Raw genomic sequence first — 19,529 nt, forward strand, 5'->3', positions numbered from 1 at the left:
CCATTTCTCCCGGTGGTGCCGCCATGTCCAAGTCTCCTCTGCTCGCCCATGACCTCGTCCGCACCTACGGCGGTCGCCGCGTGCTCGACGGCGTTTCGCTGACCGCCGCTCCCGGTGACCGGATCGGCCTGATCGGTGAGAACGGCACCGGCAAGTCGACGCTGCTGCGGCTGCTCGCCGGCGTCGACGAACCGGACGGCGGCACCGTGACCCGGCCGCCCGACCTTGGCTACCTGCACCAGGAGATGCCGTTCGACCCGGCCGCGACGATCGCCGACGTGGTCGACGACGCCCTCCGCGAGTCCCGCACGCTGCTGGCGGAGCTGGATCGGCTCAGCGCCGCGCTGGTCGACGACCCGATCGGCCCGCTGGAGGCCTACGGCGAGCTGCTCGACCACGCCCAGGAGACCGACGCCTGGGACGCCGACCGGCGGGCCGGCATCGTGCTGGCCGGCCTCGGCCTGGGCGACCTGCCGCTGGACCGCACGCTCGGCGCCATCTCCGGCGGGCAGCGCGGCCGGCTCGCGCTCGCCGCGATGCTGATCCGCCGCCCCACGGCGCTGCTGCTGGACGAGCCGACCAACCACCTCGACGACGCGGCGGCCGCGTTCCTCGAGGAGCAGCTGACCGGCCTGCCGGGCGTGGTGGTGCTGGCCAGTCACGACCGGGCGTTCCTCGACGCGGTCTGCACCGATCTGGTCGACCTCGACCCGGCCGTCGACGGACCGACCCGGTTCGGCGGCAACTACACGGCCTACCTGGCGGAGAAGCGGGCCGAGCGCGACCGGTGGGAGCGCCGGTTCGCCGACGAGCAGGCGGAGCTGGCCGAGCTGCGCCAGGCGGTGGCGGTGACCGCGCACCAGGTCGCGCACGGCCGCCCGGCGCGGGACAGCGAGAAGATGGGCTTCGGGCGTACGACCGGCCGGGTCGAACAGCAGATCTCGCGGCGGGTGCGCAACGCCCGGGGCCGGCTCGAGGACCTGGAACGGTCGCAGGTGCGCAAGCCACCGGAGCCCCTGCGGTTCCGCGCGCCGGCGCTGGCCAGCGCGGGTGCCGATGGGTTGCTGGTCTCGGCCCGCGACCTCGTGGTGCCCGGCCGCCTGCGGCTCGACCGGCTCGACGTGTCCGCCACCGACCGGTTGCTGGTCACCGGGGCCAACGGCACCGGCAAGTCCACCTTGCTCGCCGTGCTCGCCGGGGCGCTGACCGCACAGGGCGAGCTGCACCGGCGGCGCGGCCTGCGGGTCGGACTGCTCACCCAGGACACGGTGTTCGACCGGCCGGACCGCACGGCGCTGGAGACCTATCAGGACGTCCTCGGTCCGGATAAGGCCGAGGCGGTGCCGCTGCGCGCGCTCGGCCTCGTCGGCCCGCGCGACGCGGCCCGCCCGGTCGGTGAGCTGTCGGTCGGCCAACGCCGCCGGCTCGCGCTGGCGCTGCTGCTCGCCGACCCGCCGGAGCTGCTCCTGCTCGACGAGCCGACCAACCACCTGTCGCCGCGCCTGGCCGACGAGCTGGAGGACGCGCTCGGCCCGGGCCCCGGCGCGGTCGTGGTGGCCAGCCACGACCGCTGGCTGCGCGAGCGCTGGCCCGGCCGCCGGCTTTCGCTAGATTGATCCGATGGAGCATCGCGCGCTCGGCCGGTCGGGCCTGTGGGTCAGCGAGATCGTCTACGGCAACTGGCTGACCCACGGCGAGACCGTCGACCGGGCGGCCGCCACCGCGTGCGTGCGGGCGGCGCTCGATGCCGGGATCACCACGTTCGACACCGCCGACGTCTACGCGATGGGCGAGGCCGAGTCGCTCCTCGGCGCCGCCCTGCGCGGCACGCGGCGGGACGCGGTGGAGATCGCCACGAAGGTCTGCCTGCCGACCGGCGACGGCCCCAACGACCGCGGCCTCTCGCGCAAGCACGTGCTCGAGTCGTGCCACGCGTCGCTGCGCCGGCTCGGCACCGACCACATCGACCTCTACCAGGCCCACCGCTTCGATCCGCGTACGCCGCTGGACGAGACTTTGATCGCGTTCGACGACCTGGTCCGCCAGGGCAAGATCCGCTACATCGGCGTCTCGGAGTGGACGGCGCCGCAGATCGCGCAGGCGCTGGCCGTGGCCGACGAGCTCGGCCTGGCCCGCCGCATCGTCGCCAACCAGCCGCAATACAACATGCTGTGGCGGGTCATCGAGCCCGAGGTGCTGCCGCTGTGCCGGCGCGAGGGCATCGCCCAGATCGTTTTCCAGCCGCTGGCCCAGGGCGTCCTGACCGGCAAGTACGCGCCCGGCGCGGCGCCACCGGCCGGCTCACGGGCGGCCGCCACCGGCCGCGCGCCGCGCTTCATCGGCCGCGTCCTCGGCGCGACGCTTCTGGAGCGGGTGCAGGCCCTGCGCCCGCTCGCCGACGAGGCCGGCCTGACGATGGCCCAGCTCGCGATCGCCTGGACACTGGCCACCGACGGCGTCAGCGGCGCCATCATCGGCGCCACCCGCCCGGAACAGGTCACGGAGAACGCGGCCGCCGCGGGCGCCCGCCTCACCCCGGACCTGCTGGCCGCCATCGACCGGACCCTCGGCGACCTGATCGACATGGACGCCACCAAGACCGCCGACATGTTCGCCGTCAAACCCGAATGGCAGGCCGCGGCCTGAATCATGTGCGCCGGATCCGGTACCGAGGTGGGCGCCCTCAGATTCGTGCCCGGTGAGATCTAGGTAAAGAAATGTCGCTATAGGAGCTGTCATGTCCCGGGAGATGTGTCAAGGGTGTGTCCCGGTTGATGTGTCACGGTTTTGATGTTGGTTGGGTTGGTTGTAGGGGGACGTAGGTTTTGCCGGGGGTCAGGGTGGCGGTGCCGATGGGGTGGCCGTCGGGGTCGTAGATGGTGGCGTGGCCGTTGTGGCGGATGACGGTCAGGGTTTGGCCGAGACGGGCTATGCCGACGCCGATGCGGTGGGAGCCGGCGTTGATTTTTCCGTAGTCGGTGACGCGGCAGCGGTGGACGGTGGCGTCGGTCTGGATGGGCAGGGCGGCGGGTCCGCCGTGGCGGGTCGCGGAGGTCCAGGCGTGGTGTGGGGTGGTGCGGCGGGCGAGGGCGGAGTGGGCCCGTCGGGTGTGGTAGTAGTCGCGGTAGTCGTCGAGTAGGCGTTGGAGCTGCGCGATGGTGGTCGGGATGCGGTGGTGGGTGAGCCATTTCTTGAGGGTTTGGTGGTGGCGCTCGACCTTCCCGTGAGCTTGACCCGGTTTCCCGGACACTTCCGGTGTGGTGATCACGCCGCGGTGGCTAGATCGGTGTGGTGTCGTTCGTAGTCGATCGGGGACAGGTTGCCAAGGGCCGAGTGCCGTCGGCGTGGGTTGTACCAGGCCTCGATCCACTCGAAGATGGCGTTGGCCAGCTCCTGACGGTTGCCCCAAGGTTGGCGGTCGAGGAGCTCGAGCTGCATCGAGCCGAAGAACGATTCGACCAGGCTGTTGTCGTAGCAGTCACCGATCGAGCCCATCGAGCCGAGCAGCCCGGCCGTGCGCAGCCGGTGCCCGAACGCCCAACTGGTGTATTGGGTGCCGTGGTCGGAGTGCACGATCGTCTGCCCGACCGCTGGCCGGCGGCGCCAGCGGGCCATGTCCAGGGCGTCGACGACCAGTTCGGTGCGTAGGTGGTCGGCGATCGACCAGCCCACGACCCGGCGGGCGAACACGTCCAGGACGACCGCGCAGTAGACCCAGCCCTGCCCGGTGCGGTGTTGGGTGATGTCGGTGACCCACAGCGCGTCTGGACGGTCGGCGACGAACCGGCGGTTGACCAGATCCGCTGAGGGTGTGGCGGCCGGATCCCTGACGGTGCAACCCCTTCGCCGCCGCCGATGCACCCCTTCGAGGCCGTCGGCGCGCATCAGCCGAGCGACCCGTTTACGGCCGCATCGGACCCCGGCCGCCAGGCGCAGCTCGGCATGGACCCGCGGCGCGCCGTAGCTACCGCGGGACATCTGATGGATCTCGCGGATCGTGCGGGTGAGCGCCTCATCGGCCATCGCCCGCCGGCTGGGCCCACGCCGGCGCCAGTGGTGGAACCCGGCCCTCGACACGCCCAGCACCCGGCAGCACACCGCCACCGGTATGCCGTCGGCGGTGAGCTCTACGACGACCGGGTAGATCATTTTGGGAGGACGTTCTCCCGCGCGAAATAGGCCGCGGCCCGGCGCAGGATCTCGTTCTCCACCTCCAGACGCCGCTTCTCCTTACGCAGCGCGGCCAGCTCCTTGCGTTCCTCGCTGGTCAGACCCTCACGCCTGCCGGCGTCCCGGTCAGCCTGGGCCAACCAGTTACGCAGGCACGACTCGCTGATCCCCAAGCCTTTCGCAACCTGCGCGATCGGCTGCTCCCTCAACCGGGCCAACTCGACCGCACGCTCACGGAACTCCGGCGGGTGTGGTGCAGGCATCCGAACTCCTCCCTCAGCGACAGTGTCGCCTCAGATCAGGTGTCCGGAAAAGCGGGTCAAGCTCACCCGCAGGTTTGTGGGTGGTAGGGGCTTGAGTGGATCAATCGGGTGCCCCGGCCGTTGAGCGTGGACGCGAACTGTGACGCTGCGGTGGTGGCGCAGGACCAGGTGTTGGTGAACGCGGCGCCGTTGTCGCAGAGCACGATCGCACGTAACTTGCGGATCCACGCGTCGAGGTCCGGGCCGGCCATGCCCGGGCTGTGGTGTGGGCGGCGGGACCGTTCTCGCCACGCCCCTTCGGCGGCCACGCGGGCCTTGTGTCGGTAGAACGTCCGCGTCGTGACGCCGTTCTCACGGCACCACCGCGCCACATTGTCGATCTTCACGCCAGCGGCCAGGACCGCGTCCATCGCGTTCAGCATTTGACGCCGTATCGCCATCCCGCAGTCAACCCGGTGTGACACATCTACCGGGACATCAAGTGCGACAGATGTCATGGGACTGAAGAGTCGCTATAGGAGCAACTTTTTACCAAGATCTCCATGCGTTGGCCGCGCGGCGGCGGGTCGCTCGCGACGCGGCGGTGTGCCGGGGGCCGCACCGGGCCTCCCGAGCGGACCCGGAGGGCAGAAGATCGTTAGGGCACGACGCGGACGGCGCGGTAGGCGTAGCCGTCCTGGCCCGGGGACTCCCAGTCGAGGCGGACCCGTTGGCCGGCGGTCAGGGCGCGGTAGCCCGGCATCTCGATCGCGCTGAAGTGGGCCCAGCAGCCGCCCGGGGTGTCGGGGGAGTCGAGGACGCCCCAGCCCTCTTCCTCGCGCCACTCGCGGGTGGTCGCCGTCGTCGTGCCCGTGCTCACGGGACGATCGTAGGTGCCCACCCCGCGATCCCGGCCAGCAGGCGGGCCTTGACGTCGGGCGGGGCGGCGCTGGCCGTCACCGCGCAGCGGGCCAGGTCGGCCTGCTCCGCCGGGTCGGCGGTGACCAGCGTGTACTGGGTCGTCAGGTCGCCCCCGAACAGCAGCGGGTCGTCGGTGCCCAGCGCGACCGGCACCCCGGCCGCGCGCAGCGCGCCGATCGGCAGGTCGGCGATCGTGGCGACACCCAGCGGGGGATAGGACGTCGGGCAGACCTCCAGCGCCACCCCGCGCGCCGCGAGCAGGTCGCGGGTCGCCGGGTCGCGCATCGCTGCCAGGCCGTGGCCGATCCGGTGCGCGCCCAGCAGCCGCACGCAGTCGGCGACGTGCGCCGGCGGCGTGTAGAAGCCCCCGTGCGGCACGATCCGCAGGCCCGCCTCGGCCGCCGCCCGGCACGCCGGCGCCAGGTCCGCCACCGTGCCCAGACGCTCGTCATTGGACAGTCCAAACCCGACAACACCGCGCCCGGCGTACGACGCGGCGAGGCGGGCCAGGCGCAGCGCGTGGTCGGGCGGGGCGGCCCAGCTGGCCGCGACCACCACGCCGACGGGGATCGGCGCGGCCGCCGCACCGGACAGCGCCGCCTCGACCGCGCCGGCCAGGCCGCCCGCCACACCGGCGTACGACGTGGGGTCGATCTGCAGCTCGATCCAGCCGGCGCCGCAGGCCGCGTCGTCCTCGGCCGCCTCGACCACGACGCGCGCGATGTCGGCCGGGCCGCGGATCGCCGCCCGCGCCAGGTCGTAGCGCTCCTGGAAGGCCGCCCACTCGTGCACCGCGTCGGCCACGAACGGCGGCGGCAGCGGCAGGCCGTCGCGGGCCGCGAGCTCCGCCAGGGTGGCCGGTCGCATCGCGCCCGTGAGATGCAGGTGCAGGTTGGTCTTGGGTAGCGTCGCGACCGTCACCCCGCGAGCCTACGGAGGCAGTCATGTCGCTAGAGAGCAGCACCGCCGCGGCCGGGGTCGCCGCGCGTGAGCTGGCCACCTGGTCCGGCGCCCGCCGCCGGGACGCCCTGCACGCCGCCGCCGACGCGCTGTCGGCCGCGGCCGATCGCGTGCTCGACGCCGCTGTCGAGGAGACGGGCCTGACCCGCCAGCGGCTCGAGGGGGAGATGGCCCGCACCACCGGTCAGCTGCGGCTGCTCGGCGACTTCGTGGCCGACGGCCGGGACCGGCCCGTGGTCCGCTCGGCCGGCGCGGCGCCGGGCGGTGGCGACATCGTCGCGGTACGCGTGCCGATCGGTCCCGTGGCCGTCTTCGCCGCCTCGAACTTCCCGCTCGCGTTCGGGGTGCTGGGTGGCGACACCGCATCGGCGCTGGCCGCCGGCTGCCCGGTGGTGGCCAAGGCCCACCCGGCGCAACCCGAGACCGCCCGGCTGATCGAGGAGGCGGTCGTGCCCGCGCTCGGCGGTCCGGCCGGCACGTTCGCCGTCGTGCACGGCGGCGCCGACGTCTCGCTGGCCCTCGTGCGCGCCCCGGAGATCCGCGCGGTCGGCTTCACCGGCTCCGCGGCCGGCGGCCGGGCGCTGATGGACGCGGCCGCCGCCCGACCCGACCCGATCCCGGTGTACGCCGAGATGGGCGCCCTCAACCCCGTGTTCGTCTTTCCGTCGGCGCTCGACGACGAGCGCTGGCCGGCGACGCTGGCCGCTGCCGTCACCGGCTCGGCCGGTCAGCTCTGCACGAAGCCGGGGCTGGTCGTCGTGCCGGCCGGCGAGGCGGGCACCGCGTTCGCCGACAAGCTCGCCGCCGAGGTCGCCGAGACACCGGTGTTCGACCGGATGCTGACGCCGTCGATGGCCTCGGCGCACGCGGCCTGGCGGGACCGGGCCCCGGGCGCCGACGGCGAGGCGACCGCGCCCGACGGCGGGGCCGCGCCCTTCGCCGTCCGGGTCGACGGCGCCGCTCTCGACGGCGAGCTGCTGGAGGAGCACTTCGGCCCGACCGTCGTGATCGCACAGTCGACCGTGGCCGGCTACGGCGAGCTGGCCGCCCGGTTGGAGGGCAGCCTGACCGCGACCGTGCTGGCCGGCGACGGCGACGACGACGCGGTCCGCGCCCTGCTGCCGGCGCTGGTCGACCGGGCCGGTCGGGTGATCTACAACGGCGTGCCGACCGGTGTCGCGGTCGTCGACGCGATGCAGCACGGTGGGCCCTGGCCGGCGGCTTCGGGCGCCTTCACCTCGGTCGGCACCGCGTCCGTCGAGCGGTTCCTGCGCACGGTGGCGCTGCAGAACCTGCCGGAGCGGCTCGCGCCCTGAGAGCACGGCCTTACCCAGCGGGTGGGCGGTGAAACTGGTTGCCGGCAAGCAATTAATTAGGGTGATTGCTGGCATTGATCGGCCGTGACCGGGTACCGACCGGCAATCGGCACCCCTTCAGCACGGGTGCTCCATTCCGGAAGGGATCCCCCCGATGACGGACATCGCCACCTCCCGGTCGCCGTCCGGCGATCAGGAGTCGACCACACAGAAGGCGAAGGACGAGGCCAGGGACGTGGGCCAGACGGCGGTCGCCGCCGGTGGCAACGTCGCGCAGACCGCCAAGGAGCAGGGCAAGGAGGTCGGCCGGGAGACGGCGCGACAGGCCCGCAACCTCTACGGCGAGGCCCGCGGGCACCTGCGGCAGCAGGCCGGTGACCAGCAGCGGCGGGCCGCGGGCGGCATCCGCACGCTCGGTGACGAGCTGCGGTCCATGGCCGAGAACAGCAACGGGTCGGGTCCGGCGAGCGAGCTCGCCCACCAGGCCGCCAGCCGCGTCTCCGGCGTGGCCGACTGGCTCGAGTCGCGTGAGCCCGGCCAGCTGGTCGACGAGGTCAAGCAGTTCGCGCGGCGCCGCCCGGGCACGTTTCTGGTCGGTGCGGCCGTGCTCGGCATTCTCGCCGGCCGGCTGACCCGTGGGCTGGTCGCCGACGCGCACGACCAGAGTGACGCGACGGCGGCGTATCCGACGACCGAGCCCTCCGGTGTGTACGGGAGCGGCTACCAGGCTGGTGACCCCACCGCCGCGTACCCGACGACCGCGGCCCCGACCGGCGGCGCCGCCACCACGTACCCCGGTGGCGCGGACCCGATGGTCGGTGCGCCCGCGTACCCGACGGTCGCCGACGTCGAGCCGGACAGCACCGTCTACCGTGGCTCGACCGTCGACCCCGGCGTCGTGCCGGAGCAGCCGATCGAGCGCGGCCCGTGGGACGGCGGCACCAACGGCACCACCGGGAACCGGCCATGACCGCCGCTCCCGAATCACCGGCCGAACGGTCGTTCGGTGACCTCATGGGTGAGGTCACCCGCGACCTGTCGACGCTGGTCCGGCAGGAGGTCGAGCTGGCCAAGGCCGAGCTCAAGCAGGAGGGCGCCAAGGCCGGCAAGGCCGCCGGGATGTACGGCGGCGCCGCGCTGGCGGGCTACATGGTCCTGCTGTTCCTCTCGATCGCGCTCTGGTGGGGTCTGTCCAACGTGATGGACCAGGGCTGGGCCGCGCTCATCGTCGCCGTGATCTGGGCGGTCGCCGCCGCGGCGCTCTACGTGGTCGCTCGCAACCAGATGCGCGAGGTCCGCGGCCTGCCGCGCACGGCCGAGACCGTCAAGGACATTCCCCCAGCCCTCAAGCCCGACACGGGAGGCTACTCATGAGCACCGACCCGGACCAGATCCGGCGCGAGATCGAACAGACTCGGTCCAACCTCAGTGACGACGTCGACGCGCTGGCGTACAAGGCGAGCCCACGCCGCATGGTCGACGACCGCAAACGGAAGGTCCGCAACATGTTCAGCAGCGCCCGCGACAGCGTGATGGGCACGGCGTCCCACGTGGCCGACCGCACCGGCAACGCCGCGTCGTCGCTCAAGTCGACGGCGTCGGACCAGGCGTCCACCGTCTCCGACAAGGCCTCGGACGCGGCGTCCACCGTGTCCGACGCGGTCCAGGAGGCGCCGGCCGCGATCCGCCGGCAGACCGAGGGCAACCCGCTCGCGGCCGGGCTGATCGCGTTCGGCATCGGCTGGCTGGCCTCGTCGCTGCTCCCGGCGACCGATCGTGAGCAGCGGGCCGCCGGCGCGGTCAAGGAGAAGGTCCAGGAACACGCCGACACGATCAAGGAGGAGGCGCGCGAGCGCGTGCAGGAGGCCAAGGAGAACCTGGCCCCCACCGCGCGCGACGCGGTCGACTCCGTCAAGTCCACGGCGCAGGACGCCGCGTCGACGGTCAAGGACGAGGGCCGTTCGGCCGCCGACGACGTGAAGGTTCGTGCCCAGGAGGCTCGCGACGAGGTGCGCTCGTAACGCGGGCTCGCGAGGCCGGCCACCGGTTCGGTGGCCGGCCTTTCGCGTCGTGGGCCCGGTCCCGGCAATTAGGGTGGAACGGTGCAGCAACTGCGCGGACGTTCGCTGCTGGTCCTGCTGATCTGCTGCTGCAGCATCTTCATCGTCGGCCTGGACACCAGCGCGCTCAACGTGGCGCTGCCGTCGATCCAGCGGGAGCTGGACGCGTCGATCCAGGGCGCCCAGTGGACGATCGACGCGTACACCCTGGTCCTCGCGTCCTTCCTGATCCTGTCGGCATCGACCGCGGACCGGGTCGGGCGCAGGCGGGTGTTCCAGGTCGGGCTGGCGGTCTTCGGTCTCGGCTCGCTGCTCTGCGGGCTCGCGCCGTCGCTCGGGTGGCTGATCGCGTTCCGGGTGCTGCAGGCCGTCGGCGGCAGCATGCTCAACCCGGTCGCAATCTCGATCATCACCAACACGTTCACCGAGCCGGGGGCGAGGGCGAAGGCGATCGGCGTGTGGGGCGGCGTCGTGGGCGTCAGCATCGCCGCCGGCCCGGTGCTCGGCGGCCTGCTGGTGCAGGCGTTCAGCTGGCGGGCGATCTTTTTCATCAACGTGCCCATCGCGCTCGCCGCGATGATCCTGGCCGGACACTTCGTCGAGGAGTCGCGGGCTGCCGGGCACCGCCGCTTCGACCCGTTGGGCCAGCTGCTGCTGATCACCGCGGTCGGCTCGCTCACCTTCGGGATCATCGAGGCGCCGATGCGCGGCTGGGGCTCGACCGCGATCATCTCGTGCTTCGGCCTGGCCATCGCCGCCTTCGTGATGCTCGTGCTCTGGGAGCTCCGCCACCGCGAACCGTTGATCGACCTGCGGTTCTTCCGGTCTCCGCCCTTCAGCGGGGCCGCGGCCATCGCGCTGCTCGCGTTCACCGCCCAGGGCGGCTTCCTGCTGCTCAACACGCTCTACCTGCAGGACGCGCTGGGCTTCTCGCCGCTCGAGGCCGGGTTGGCCATCCTCCCGATGGCGGCGGTGATGGCCATCGTCGGACCGGTCTCCGGCCGGTTGGTGGCCCGCTACGGCCCCCGTCCCTCACTGGCCCTGGGCGGCTCGTCGGTGCTGCTCGCCGGGCTGATCACCGTCATACCGCGCGGCGACCCGGCGTACTCCCGGCTGTTCGTGGTCTACACGCTGATCGGGTTCGGTCTCGGCTGGATCAACGCGGCGATCACCAACACGGCCGTGGCCGGCATGCCCAACCGCCAGGCGGGCGTCGCGGCCGGCATCACCTCGACCATGCGCCAGCTCGGCCAGACACTCGGCGTCGCGATCATCGGGTCGATCATCGCGGCGCACGTGACCCAGGTGGCGGAGACGCCCGCCTTCATGTCGGCCTACCACGTCAGCTGGGCCGTGATCGCCGGCATCGGGCTGGCCAACCTGGTCATCGGCCTGGTCACCACGTCACCGCGCGCCCAGCGGTCGGCGGCGCGCAACGCCGATCGCATGGGCGCGGCGGCCCGGGACTAGCGCACCCGCAGCGTGGCCTTCGCGGTGTCGGACTTCCCGTCGACGGTCAGGCGGTAGACGAAGCTGTCGTCGTGCTTCGTCGTGTTGCGATAGACGAAACCCTTGCTGGTGGTACGCACGATCGTGCCGTACGCCGGCGGGGTCACGATCTCCAGCGTGGCCGCGCTGGTGGCGGCGTCGTTGACCAGCACGCTGATCGTCTTCTGCTCGAGGTGGCGCACCTGAACCGTGTCGTCGACCGCGGTCGGCGCCTCGGTGAAGTGCCCGCGCCCGTCGCCGATGAAGTGCGACACCACATTCCCGGCGGGGTCGTAACGCTCCAGACGCACATCCAGCTTGTGGTCGCCGTTGGCGTCGAGCGCGTCGACCTCGTAGACGTCGTCGTCGCGCAGGACGATCCGCTCACCGTCGTCGAGGACGACGACCGCGCCGAAGCCCGGCGTCTCCGGCCACGCGCCGTCGAACCCGGCGACGAGGTCGGTGGCGCCGTTGCGGTCGAAGTCGGCGAACTCGAAGTCCATCGAGATCCCGCCCTGGTGGACCGGACCCGCCACGAGCTGACCGGACGGTGTGTTGAGCCAGGTGACGACGCCGTCGCTGTCATCGGTCCACTCGTAGACGTCGACCAGGGCGTCGGTGTTGAAGTTCTCCAGCCCGATGTAGCTCGGCCGCGTGATCGCGTCGAAGCCACCGGTCGGCGTGAAGCTCTCGAGGATGATCACGTCGCTGTCGACACCCGGCGTGCGGCCGTTGAAGTACGCCAGCAGCAGCTCGGCCGTCCCGTTGCCACCTAGATCGACGATCACGCCCAGGTCCGGGCAGTAGCCGACCTCGGACGGGTCCGGCCACGTGTATCGCGTCGCCGGGCCGAAGCCCCCGCCGGCCTGGCCGAGCTCGACGTCGACGCCGCAGTCGCCTTCGAGGTCCACGAGCGTGGCGCGGTCGGTGCGGCCATCCGCGTTGACGTCCCCGAGCAGCGGTTCGTACTGGCCACCGGCGAACGCCGGCTGAGCCAGAACCATGGTCATCGCGGCCGCGGTCGCGCATGCCGCAAGAAGTCGCTTAGCCCTCAATTCCGCTTCCTCCCCGTGACGATTCCGGCCTCTGCGGACCGGGACGATGGCGGACCGTAGCGCACTCCACGCGGCGGGTGACACCGCCCTGACCGGATTCCGACTCCGGGCAACCGCGACCGGACATGGATGACCGTCATTGCACGCCGACCCACAGATCCGTAGCATGACGTTTACGGCTGTCAATGAAACGTTTCACAGCCGAGATCCGCCCGTCCCCGGATCGGTTGGAGGAACCATGCCACCCACCACACCGCGCCGCCTCGCCGGCGCGGCCACCACCCTCGTCTGCGCCGCCGCACTGCTGGTCGCGGGCGCCGCGCCCGCGCACGCCGCGCCGGTCAACCTGGCCGGCGCCAACTGGATCTGGTACCCGGAGGGCAATCCGGCCGACAGCGTGCCGGCCGCGACCCGCTACCTGCGCCGCACGTTCACCGCACCGTCCGGTGTGGTCAGTGAGGCCCAGCTCGTCGTGACCGGCGACGACAGCGTCGACGTGTGGCTCAACGGCGTCCCGCTGGCCAGCTCGGCGCAGGCGGTCGACTCGTGGCAACGCGCGCTCTACGTCGACCTGGCCAGCGCGCTGCGGCCCGGCGCCGCCAACACGCTCGCGATCGCCGCCCGCAACACCGCCGCCGGACCGGCCGGCGTGCTCGGCCGGCTCCGGGTGGTCGCCGCGGGCGGCACCGTCGAGCTCGTCACCGACAGCGCCTGGAAGGCCGCCAACAGCGTCGGTCCGGATTGGACGGAGCCGGCGACCAGCGACGCCGCCTGGCCCGCGGCCCGGGTCGCGGCCGGCTACGGCGCGGGACCCTGGGGGAGCGCGGTCGCGGGCCCCGACGTCGCCGCCGCCTCGCCGCTGGCGGTGACCGCGCCGACCACGGAGCGCCGGGTCACGCCGATCGGCATCGACGCCGCGCGGCCGCGGTTCGGGTGGAAGGCGGGCGCGCCGGCGACCAGCGAGCTCGTGCAGGGCGCCTACCAGGTGATCGTCTCGAACACGGAGGCCGCGGTCCAGGGCGGCACCGGTGACGTGTGGGACAGCGGCCGCGTGGTGTCCGGCCGCTCGGTCGACGCGACCTACGGCGGTCCGGCGCTCGCGTCGCGCGCCCGCTACTGGTGGCGGGCCCGGGTCTGGGACACCCAGGGCCGGCAGGGCGCGTGGGGACCGGTGAGCTGGTTCGAGACCGGGCAGTACAACCCGGCCACCGGCTGGCAGGCCGCTTTCGTCGGGTCGAGCGCCGGTGCGCCGGCCCTCACCGGCGCGAGCTGGATCTGGTATCCCGAGGGCGATCCGGGCGCGAGCGCGCCGATCGGCGCCCGCTACCTGCGGCGGACGTTCACCCTCCCGGCCGGCACGACCCGGGCCACGCTGACCGTCACCGGCGACGACACCGCCGACGTGTGGGTCAACGGCACGCAGGTGACCACCTCGCCGCGGGTCTACGAGTCGTGGAAGAGCGCGGCCGTCGTCGACGTGACCGCCCGCCTGCAGACCGGTAGCAACACGATCGCCGTGGCGACCGAGAACACGACGGTCTCGCCGGCCGGCATGGTCGCCGCGCTCGAGGTGACCGGCGCGACGCCGACCCGGGTCGTCACCGACGGCGCGTGGAAGGCGAGCCAGACCGCGCCCGCGGGCTGGCAGAACCCCGGCTTCGCCGACGGCGGCTGGCCGGCGGCGCGGGCGATCGCGGGCTACGGCGCCGGGCCGTGGGGAAGCCAGGTCTCCGTCGCGCGCGGTGCGCCGTACGTCCGGAAGGGTTTCTCGCTCGCCAAGCCCGTGGCCAGCGCCCGGCTGATGGTGACGGCGCTCGGGTTGCACGAGACGCGGATCAACGGCGCCAAGGTCGGCGGTGAGGCGCTCGCTCCAGGGTGGACGGACTACAACCGGCGCGTGCAGTACCGGATCCTCGACGTGACGGGGCAGGTGCGGCAGGGCGACAACGCGATCGGGGCCTACCTCGGCAACGGGTGGTACTCCGGCTCGCTCGGCATGGGCGGCAACCAGCGTTACGGGACCCAGCCCTGGTATTCGGCCGATCTGGTCGTGCGGCACACCGACGGCACCACGACGACCGTGCGGACCGACGGGTCCTGGAAGACGGCGGCGAGCCCCATCCGATTCGACGACATCTACCACGGCGAGGAGTACGACGCCCGGAGCGCGCAAGCGGGCTGGGACCAGCCGGGCTTCGACGACGGCGCCTGGGCGGCCGTGACCGTCCGCGGTGGAGCGAAGCCGAACCTCGTCGCCGCCGTCGACCCGGGCGTCGCGGTGCAGGCGTCCGTGCCCGCCGTGTCGGTGGCCCAGCCCAGGCCGGGCGTCTGGGTGGTCGACCTCGGGCAGAACTTCGCGGGCTGGAACCGGCTGCGCGTGCGCGGTCCGGCCGGCACGACGGTGACGATGCGGCACGCCGAGGTGCTCAACCCGGACGGCACCGTCTACACCGCCAACCTGCGGGCGGCCCGGGCCACCGATCGGTTCACCCTGGCCGGCACCGACGCCGACGAGGTCTGGGAACCGCGGTTCACGGTCCACGGCTACCGCTACGTCGAGCTGACCGGGTTCCCGGGCACGCCGACATCGTCGACCGTGACCGGGCTGGCGGCGTGGACCAACGGGGCCTCCTCAGGCACGTTCACCACCTCGAACGCGTTGGTCAACCAGGTGCAGCGCAACATCCTGTGGGGACAGCGGTCCAACATGCTGACGATCCCGACGGACTGCCCGCAGCGCGACGAGCGGCTCGGCTGGACCGGTGACATCGCGGCGTTCGTGGGCACGTCGACGTTCAACATGGACGTGCACGGGCTACTCGACAAGTTCACCGACGACCTGACCGACGCACAGCGGGCCGACGGGGCGTTCACCGACGTGGCGCCGGCGGTCTGTTGCGGCGCCGGCACGGCGGGTTGGGGCGACGCGGGCGTGATCGTCCCGTACACCGTGTGGCAGCGCTATGGCGACCTGCGCATCGTCGACGAGAACTTCGAGGCGATGCGGCGCTGGGTCGACTTCTCCCGGGCCACCTCGGGCGCCGACCTGATCCGCAACCAGTGGACCTACGGCGACTGGCTCAACGTCAACGACAACACCGCCAACGACCTCATCTCGACCGCGTACTTCGGCTACACCGCGCGGCTCGTCTCGCGGATGGCGGCGGCGACGGGCCGCACGGCGGAGGCGTCCTCCTACGGCGCCCTGGCCGACCAGGTGGCGGCGGCGTTCACCAACCGGTTCGTCGCGGCCGACGGCACGGTCTCGGGCAACACCCAGACGGGGTACGTGCTGGCGCTCTCGTTCGGGCTCGTGCCGGCGGCCCGGGTGCAGGCGGTGGCCGACAAGCTGGCCGCGAAGGTGGCCTCCCGCAGCGGGCACCTCAGCGTCGGGTTCCTGGGCGTCGAGAACCTGCTGCCGGTGCTGGCCGAGAACGGGCACCTCGCGACGGCGTACCAGGTGCTGCTGCAGCCCGACTATCCCGGCTGGGGTTACATGAGCGCGCGCGGCGGCACGACGATCTGGGAGCGGTGGGACGGGATCCGCACCGACGGGTCGTTCCAGGACGCGGGGATGAACTCGTTCAACCACTATGGACTGGGCTCGGTCGGTGACTTCCTCTACCGGTCGGTCGGTGGCGTCGGCCCGGATCCGCGGGACCCGGGCTACCGGCGGTTGGTGATCGCGCCGCGGCCCGGTGGCGGGCTCACGTCGGGGCGGGCCGACCTCCAGACGCCGTACGGGCGGGCGTTGTCGGACTGGTCCCTCGCCGGCGGGACGCTGACCCTGCGCGTGGAGGTGCCGCCGAACAGCACGGCCACCGTCCGGGTGCCGGCGGCGTCGCCGGGGGCGGTGACGGCGCCGGCCCAGGCGGTGCCGATGGGCTACGCGTCCGGCGCGGCGGTGTTCCACGTCGCGGCGGGGTCCTACACGTTCACGGCTTGAGGGGTTGCGCTTCTCCGCGAACGGCGTACTGTATCGATCCAGAGGCGCTCTGGATCGATACAGTACCGGAGGTGGTTGCGGTGCGGCCCACGTTGCAGACCGTCGCGGACGCCGTCGGGGTGTCCCGCAGCACGGTGTCCAACGCCTACAGCCGGCCGGACCAGCTCTCCGCCGACCTGCGTGACCGCATCCTGTCGGCCGCGGCCGACCTGGGTTACGCCGGTCCCGACCCCACGGCCCGGTCGCTGCGCAAGCGCCGGGCCGGGGCGATCGGCGTGCTGTTCACCGCCACCCTGTCGTACGCGTTCACCGATCCCTACGCCGTGCAGTACCTGCGCGGTCTGGCCGGCGCGGCCGAGGAGGGCCGCACCGGCCTGCTGCTCCTGCCGCTGTCGATGGACGACGAGGAGGCGGCGGTCGCGGCGGTCAACGACGCCGTGGTCGACGGGTTCTGCGTCTACTGCATGCCGGAGTGGCACCCGGCGCTCGCCGCGATCCAGGCGCGCGGGCTGCCCGTGGTGGCGGGGCAGCGGCGCCCGGAGGACGGCCCGCAGACGTCGTTCGTCGGCATCGACGAGGCGGCGGCGACCCGGGCCGCGGGCGACCACCTGGTCGCGCTCGGCCACCGGCGGCTCGCGGTGCTGGGTGAGTACTTCACCGTGGCCCAGGTGACCGGGCCGGCGCGGATCGCGTCGCCCGGCGACGTCCCCTACTACTCCGACCGGGAGCGGCTGCGCGGCTACGCGGAGGCGCTCGCCTCGGTCGGCGTGCCGTGGTCGGCGGTCAGCACGGTCAACGCCGCCCGCAACGGCCGCGCCGAGGGCGCCGCGGCGGCCGCCCAGCTGCTCGACCGGGCGCCGCGACCGACCGCGATCGCGGCGCTGAGCGACATCCTGGCGCTCGGCGTGCTGGACGCGGTGCGGGCGCGCGGCCTGCGACCCGGGCACGACATCTCGATCGTCGGCTTCGACGACATCCCGGACGCCGCGACCGAGGGACTGACCACCGTCCACCAACCGGCGGCCGAGCGCGGGCGGCGCTCCGGCCTGCTGCTGCTCGACCCGCCCACCGATCCCGCCGACCGCACGGTCGTGCTGCCGACGAAGCTCGTCGTCCGCGCGACCACCGGCCCGGCACCGTCCTGAGAGGAGCACGCTCATGTGGGAAGTGTCCGGCATGGTCCAGGCCATGAACGAGACCCGGCGCGAGGTCAACTCCGCGCGCCCGAACGCGCCCGTCGTCACACCCCGCCAACGCGGCCAGGGCCGCGGCGACCCGTTCCGGCTGGGCGCGGCGGCCCTGCTGCGCCGCCTCGCCGACCGGGTCGAACCCCGCCGCCGCCAGCCCTGCTCGACCGCCGCGGCCTAGCGCGACCTGAGAACCAAGGAAGGGCCCTTCTCGTCGGAGGGGCCCTTCCTTCGCTAGATCGGTTCAGAAGCGGGGCGGTCCGCGGCGGTGCGTTGGGCGGCGACCACCGGCTCGCGGTCGGTGGGGGGTTCCGGGTCCTCGTCGAGCATGGTGGTCTCGTCGAAGGGGTCCTCGCCGTGCAGGACCCGGTGGGCGCGGTCCTTGTCGAGCTCGCCCGCCCAGTGGCCGACGAGGAACGTCGCGACCGCGTTGCCGGCGAAGTTGGTGAGGGCGCGGGCTTCCGACATGAAGCGGTCGATGCCGACGATCAGCCCGACGCCCTCGACCAGGTCCGGGCGGTGGGACTGGAGGCCGCCGGCCAGGGTGGCCAGGCCCGCTCCCGTCACGCCGGCGGCGCCCTTCGAGGCGATGATCATGAAGAGCAGCAGGCCGATCTGCTCGCCGACCGCGAGCGGCTTGTTGAGCGCGTCCGCGATGAAGATGGAGGCCATCGTCAGGTAGATGGCCGTGCCGTCGAGGTTGAACGAGTAGCCGGTCGGCACCGTGATGCCCACGACCGGCCGCGAGACGCCGACGTGCTCCATCTTGGCGATCAGCCGCGGCAGCGCCGACTCCGACGACGACGTCGAGAGGATCAGCAGGAACTCGCGGCCGAGGTAGCGCAGCACCGCGAAGATGTTGAGCCCCGTGACCAGCTTGAGCAGCAGGCCGAGCACCACGAACACGAAGATGAGGCAGGTCAGGTAGAAGCCCAGCATGATCTGCAGCAGCCCGGCCAGCGCCTTCCAGCCGGTCTCGCCGACCACGGCCGCGATGGCGCCGAACGCGCCGATCGGGGCCACCCACATGATCATCGCGAGGATCCGGAACACGAGCTTCTGCAGGTAGCCGACCGCCCGCAGGATCGGCTGCCCGGTCGCGCCCATCGCCTGGATCGCGAAGCCGACCAGCAGCGCCACCAGCAGGGTCTGCAGCACCTGCGAGTTGGTCAGCGCGGAGAACAGCGTGGTCGGGATGATCCCGAGCAGGAAGTCGACCGTGCCCTCGGACTCCGAGGTGTCGGGCGCCTCGCCGCCGGACAGGTCCAGGCCGCTGCCCGGGTGCAGGATGTTGCCGACCACCAGGCCGATCGCCAGCGCCACCGTGGACATCACCAGGAAGTAGCCCAGCGCCAGCCCGCCGACCTTGCCGACCTTGGCCGCCTGCCGCACCGACCCGATCCCGAGCACGATCGTGCAGAAGATGATCGGCGAGATCATCATCTTGATCAGGTTGACGAAGCCCTCGCCGAGCGGTTTGAGCGACTCACCGACCCCGGGCGCGACCAGCCCGACCAGGATGCCGGCCAGCACCGCGACGATGACGGCGAGATAGAGGTACTTGGTCCGGTCCGGCCGGCGCGGCGCATCAGCCTCGGGCGACTGCTGGGCGATCGACATGTGGGCATTCATGCCCGCACGTGACCGCCCTCACACGCCATACTTCAGAGGTCAGTCGCGGCCGGCGTCTTCGGCGCGCTTGCGCTCGGCCCGCGACTCGGCCAGGTCCAGCGCCAGCACGCCGGCCAGGATCAGCAGGTCGTTCTGCCCCGGCGCGATGTCCACGGCGTACGTGTCGCGAATCGAGAACCACTTCTTGGACACCGTTGCCACCCGCTGCCCGCCCAGCTCCACCTCGTATTCGTGGTCGAGCAGGTCGCCCTTCATCTCCAGGTCGTCCGGGCCCGGCACGTCGATCGTGTACTTGTCGCGGAACGGCGTGAACAGCTTCTTGCGCACCTCGGCCGCCTCTTCGCCGCCGATGCTGATGCGGTAGGTCGGCCGCAGCGCGACCAGCTTGCGGTGCACCGCCGCGACCTCGCGGCCGGACAGGTCCTCGATGACCAGCTTGTCGCGGACGCTGAGCACCTTGCCGTCGACGTGGAGCACCTTGTTGCCCGCGTCGTCGTGGATGTCGAAGTCGTCGCCGATGTCGAAGAGCTTCTCGCGGATGAGGTACATGAC

General features: G+C 72.4%; 18 protein-coding genes. 10 read left to right on the plus strand and 8 right to left on the minus strand.

Annotated elements, in window-relative coordinates; genetic code table 11:
- Positions 1-23: 23 nt before the first annotated feature.
- Complete coding sequence (locus O7635_RS23285) at positions 24-1,616, plus strand: ABC-F family ATP-binding cassette domain-containing protein (RefSeq protein ID WP_278082579.1); 1,593 nt, start codon at positions 24-26, stop codon at positions 1,614-1,616.
- Between the two features lie 4 nt (positions 1,617-1,620).
- Positions 1,621-2,646: an aldo/keto reductase family protein gene (locus O7635_RS23290; RefSeq protein WP_278082580.1), complete on the plus strand. Its 1,026-nt coding sequence runs from the start codon at positions 1,621-1,623 to the stop codon at positions 2,644-2,646.
- Positions 2,647-2,779: 133 nt separating this feature from the next.
- Here O7635_RS23290 and O7635_RS23295 read toward each other — a convergent pair whose 3' ends face one another.
- The 5 genes from O7635_RS23295 to add form a co-directional block, all read right to left on the minus strand.
- Entirely contained in the window at positions 2,780-3,268 is a 489-nt protein-coding gene (locus O7635_RS23295; RefSeq protein WP_278082581.1) for an integrase core domain-containing protein, read from the minus strand.
- A protein-coding gene (locus O7635_RS23300; protein WP_278082582.1) for an IS3 family transposase occupies positions 3,265-4,433 on the minus strand; the annotation gives its coding sequence in 2 pieces (ribosomal slippage) (positions 3,265-4,184 and positions 4,184-4,433; 1,170 coding nt in all). The genes O7635_RS23295 and O7635_RS23300 overlap by 4 nt, the downstream gene beginning before the upstream one ends.
- A 62-nt stretch (positions 4,434-4,495) precedes the next feature.
- A complete protein-coding gene (locus tag O7635_RS23305; RefSeq protein ID WP_278082583.1) occupies positions 4,496-4,843 on the minus strand; it encodes a leucine zipper domain-containing protein in 348 nt (115 codons plus the stop codon).
- Between the two features lie 227 nt (positions 4,844-5,070).
- Positions 5,071-5,292, minus strand: a complete 222-nt coding sequence (locus tag O7635_RS23310; protein WP_278082584.1) for a cold shock domain-containing protein — start codon at positions 5,290-5,292, stop codon at positions 5,071-5,073.
- Complete coding sequence (gene add, locus O7635_RS23315) at positions 5,289-6,254, minus strand: adenosine deaminase (protein WP_278082585.1); 966 nt, start codon at positions 6,252-6,254, stop codon at positions 5,289-5,291. The genes O7635_RS23310 and add overlap by 4 nt, the downstream gene beginning before the upstream one ends.
- A gap of 23 nt (positions 6,255-6,277) precedes the next feature.
- Between add and O7635_RS23320 the strand changes: the two genes are divergently transcribed.
- The 5 genes from O7635_RS23320 (at position 6,278) to O7635_RS23340 (ending at position 11,139) form a co-directional block, all read left to right on the plus strand.
- Positions 6,278-7,609, plus strand: a complete 1,332-nt coding sequence (locus O7635_RS23320) for an aldehyde dehydrogenase family protein (protein ID WP_278082586.1) — start codon at positions 6,278-6,280, stop codon at positions 7,607-7,609.
- A 154-nt stretch (positions 7,610-7,763) separates the two neighbouring features.
- Positions 7,764-8,579: a hypothetical protein gene (locus tag O7635_RS23325; protein ID WP_278082587.1), complete on the plus strand. Its 816-nt coding sequence runs from the start codon at positions 7,764-7,766 to the stop codon at positions 8,577-8,579.
- Positions 8,576-8,983, plus strand: a complete 408-nt coding sequence (locus tag O7635_RS23330) for a phage holin family protein (protein ID WP_278082588.1) — start codon at positions 8,576-8,578, stop codon at positions 8,981-8,983. Before O7635_RS23325 ends, O7635_RS23330 begins: the two co-directional genes overlap by 4 nt.
- Positions 8,980-9,630, plus strand: coding sequence for a DUF3618 domain-containing protein (locus O7635_RS23335; protein WP_278082589.1), 651 nt, complete (start codon positions 8,980-8,982; stop codon positions 9,628-9,630). Before O7635_RS23330 ends, O7635_RS23335 begins: the two co-directional genes overlap by 4 nt.
- Positions 9,631-9,711: 81 nt before the next feature.
- Entirely contained in the window at positions 9,712-11,139 is a 1,428-nt protein-coding gene (locus O7635_RS23340) for an MFS transporter (RefSeq protein WP_278082590.1), read from the plus strand.
- Here the strand turns inward: O7635_RS23340 and O7635_RS23345 are convergent.
- Positions 11,136-12,167 carry a hypothetical protein gene (locus tag O7635_RS23345; protein ID WP_278082591.1) on the minus strand — a complete coding sequence of 344 codons (1,032 nt, stop codon included), beginning with the start codon at positions 12,165-12,167 and terminating at the stop codon, positions 11,136-11,138. The two genes, O7635_RS23340 and O7635_RS23345, sit on opposite strands and share 4 nt — an antisense overlap.
- A gap of 283 nt (positions 12,168-12,450) precedes the next feature.
- Between O7635_RS23345 and O7635_RS23350 the strand changes: the two genes are divergently transcribed.
- The 3 genes from O7635_RS23350 to O7635_RS23360 all read left to right on the plus strand — a co-directional run bounded on the left by O7635_RS23350 (position 12,451) and on the right by O7635_RS23360 (position 17,526).
- On the plus strand, positions 12,451-16,158 hold the full coding sequence (locus O7635_RS23350; RefSeq protein ID WP_278082592.1) for an alpha-L-rhamnosidase: 3,708 nt from the start codon (positions 12,451-12,453) through the stop codon (positions 16,156-16,158).
- Between the two features lie 80 nt (positions 16,159-16,238).
- Positions 16,239-17,303 carry a LacI family DNA-binding transcriptional regulator gene (locus O7635_RS23355; protein ID WP_278082593.1) on the plus strand — a complete coding sequence of 355 codons (1,065 nt, stop codon included), beginning with the start codon at positions 16,239-16,241 and terminating at the stop codon, positions 17,301-17,303.
- A 13-nt stretch (positions 17,304-17,316) separates the two neighbouring features.
- Positions 17,317-17,526, plus strand: coding sequence for a hypothetical protein (locus O7635_RS23360; RefSeq protein ID WP_278082594.1), 210 nt, complete (start codon positions 17,317-17,319; stop codon positions 17,524-17,526).
- A 53-nt stretch (positions 17,527-17,579) separates the two neighbouring features.
- On the opposite strand, the gene O7635_RS23365 is transcribed toward O7635_RS23360, so the two are convergent.
- On the minus strand, positions 17,580-18,977 hold the full coding sequence (locus O7635_RS23365) for a cation:dicarboxylase symporter family transporter (RefSeq protein WP_278082595.1): 1,398 nt from the start codon (positions 18,975-18,977) through the stop codon (positions 17,580-17,582).
- 39 nt (positions 18,978-19,016) lie between these two features.
- Positions 19,017-19,526, minus strand: a complete 510-nt coding sequence (locus O7635_RS23370) for an LURP-one-related family protein (RefSeq protein WP_278082596.1) — start codon at positions 19,524-19,526, stop codon at positions 19,017-19,019.
- Positions 19,527-19,529: the final 3 nt, after the last annotated feature.

The sequence above is a fragment of the Asanoa sp. WMMD1127 genome (genome assembly GCF_029626225.1).
In the GTDB taxonomy this organism is placed as follows: domain Bacteria; phylum Actinomycetota; class Actinomycetes; order Mycobacteriales; family Micromonosporaceae; genus Asanoa.

What these genes read in the sequence shown, in the direction of transcription:
- O7635_RS23285 (WP_278082579.1), top strand. Translation starts at nt 24, where the DNA reads ATGTCCAAGTCTCCTCTGCTCGCCCATGACCTCGTCCGCACCTACGGC.
- O7635_RS23290 (WP_278082580.1), top strand. Translation starts at nt 1,621, where the DNA reads ATGGAGCATCGCGCGCTCGGCCGGTCGGGCCTGTGGGTCAGCGAGATC.
- O7635_RS23305 (WP_278082583.1), bottom strand. Translation starts at nt 4,843, where the DNA reads ATGGACGCGGTCCTGGCCGCTGGCGTGAAGATCGACAATGTGGCGCGG.
- O7635_RS23320 (WP_278082586.1), top strand. Translation starts at nt 6,278, where the DNA reads ATGTCGCTAGAGAGCAGCACCGCCGCGGCCGGGGTCGCCGCGCGTGAG.
- O7635_RS23325 (WP_278082587.1), top strand. Translation starts at nt 7,764, where the DNA reads ATGACGGACATCGCCACCTCCCGGTCGCCGTCCGGCGATCAGGAGTCG.
- O7635_RS23330 (WP_278082588.1), top strand. Translation starts at nt 8,576, where the DNA reads ATGACCGCCGCTCCCGAATCACCGGCCGAACGGTCGTTCGGTGACCTC.
- O7635_RS23335 (WP_278082589.1), top strand. Translation starts at nt 8,980, where the DNA reads ATGAGCACCGACCCGGACCAGATCCGGCGCGAGATCGAACAGACTCGG.
- O7635_RS23345 (WP_278082591.1), bottom strand. Translation starts at nt 12,167, where the DNA reads ATGACCATGGTTCTGGCTCAGCCGGCGTTCGCCGGTGGCCAGTACGAA.
- O7635_RS23350 (WP_278082592.1), top strand. Translation starts at nt 12,451, where the DNA reads ATGCCACCCACCACACCGCGCCGCCTCGCCGGCGCGGCCACCACCCTC.
- O7635_RS23360 (WP_278082594.1), top strand. Translation starts at nt 17,317, where the DNA reads ATGTGGGAAGTGTCCGGCATGGTCCAGGCCATGAACGAGACCCGGCGC.
- O7635_RS23365 (WP_278082595.1), bottom strand. Translation starts at nt 18,977, where the DNA reads ATGAATGCCCACATGTCGATCGCCCAGCAGTCGCCCGAGGCTGATGCG.
- O7635_RS23370 (WP_278082596.1), bottom strand. Translation starts at nt 19,526, where the DNA reads ATGTACCTCATCCGCGAGAAGCTCTTCGACATCGGCGACGACTTCGAC.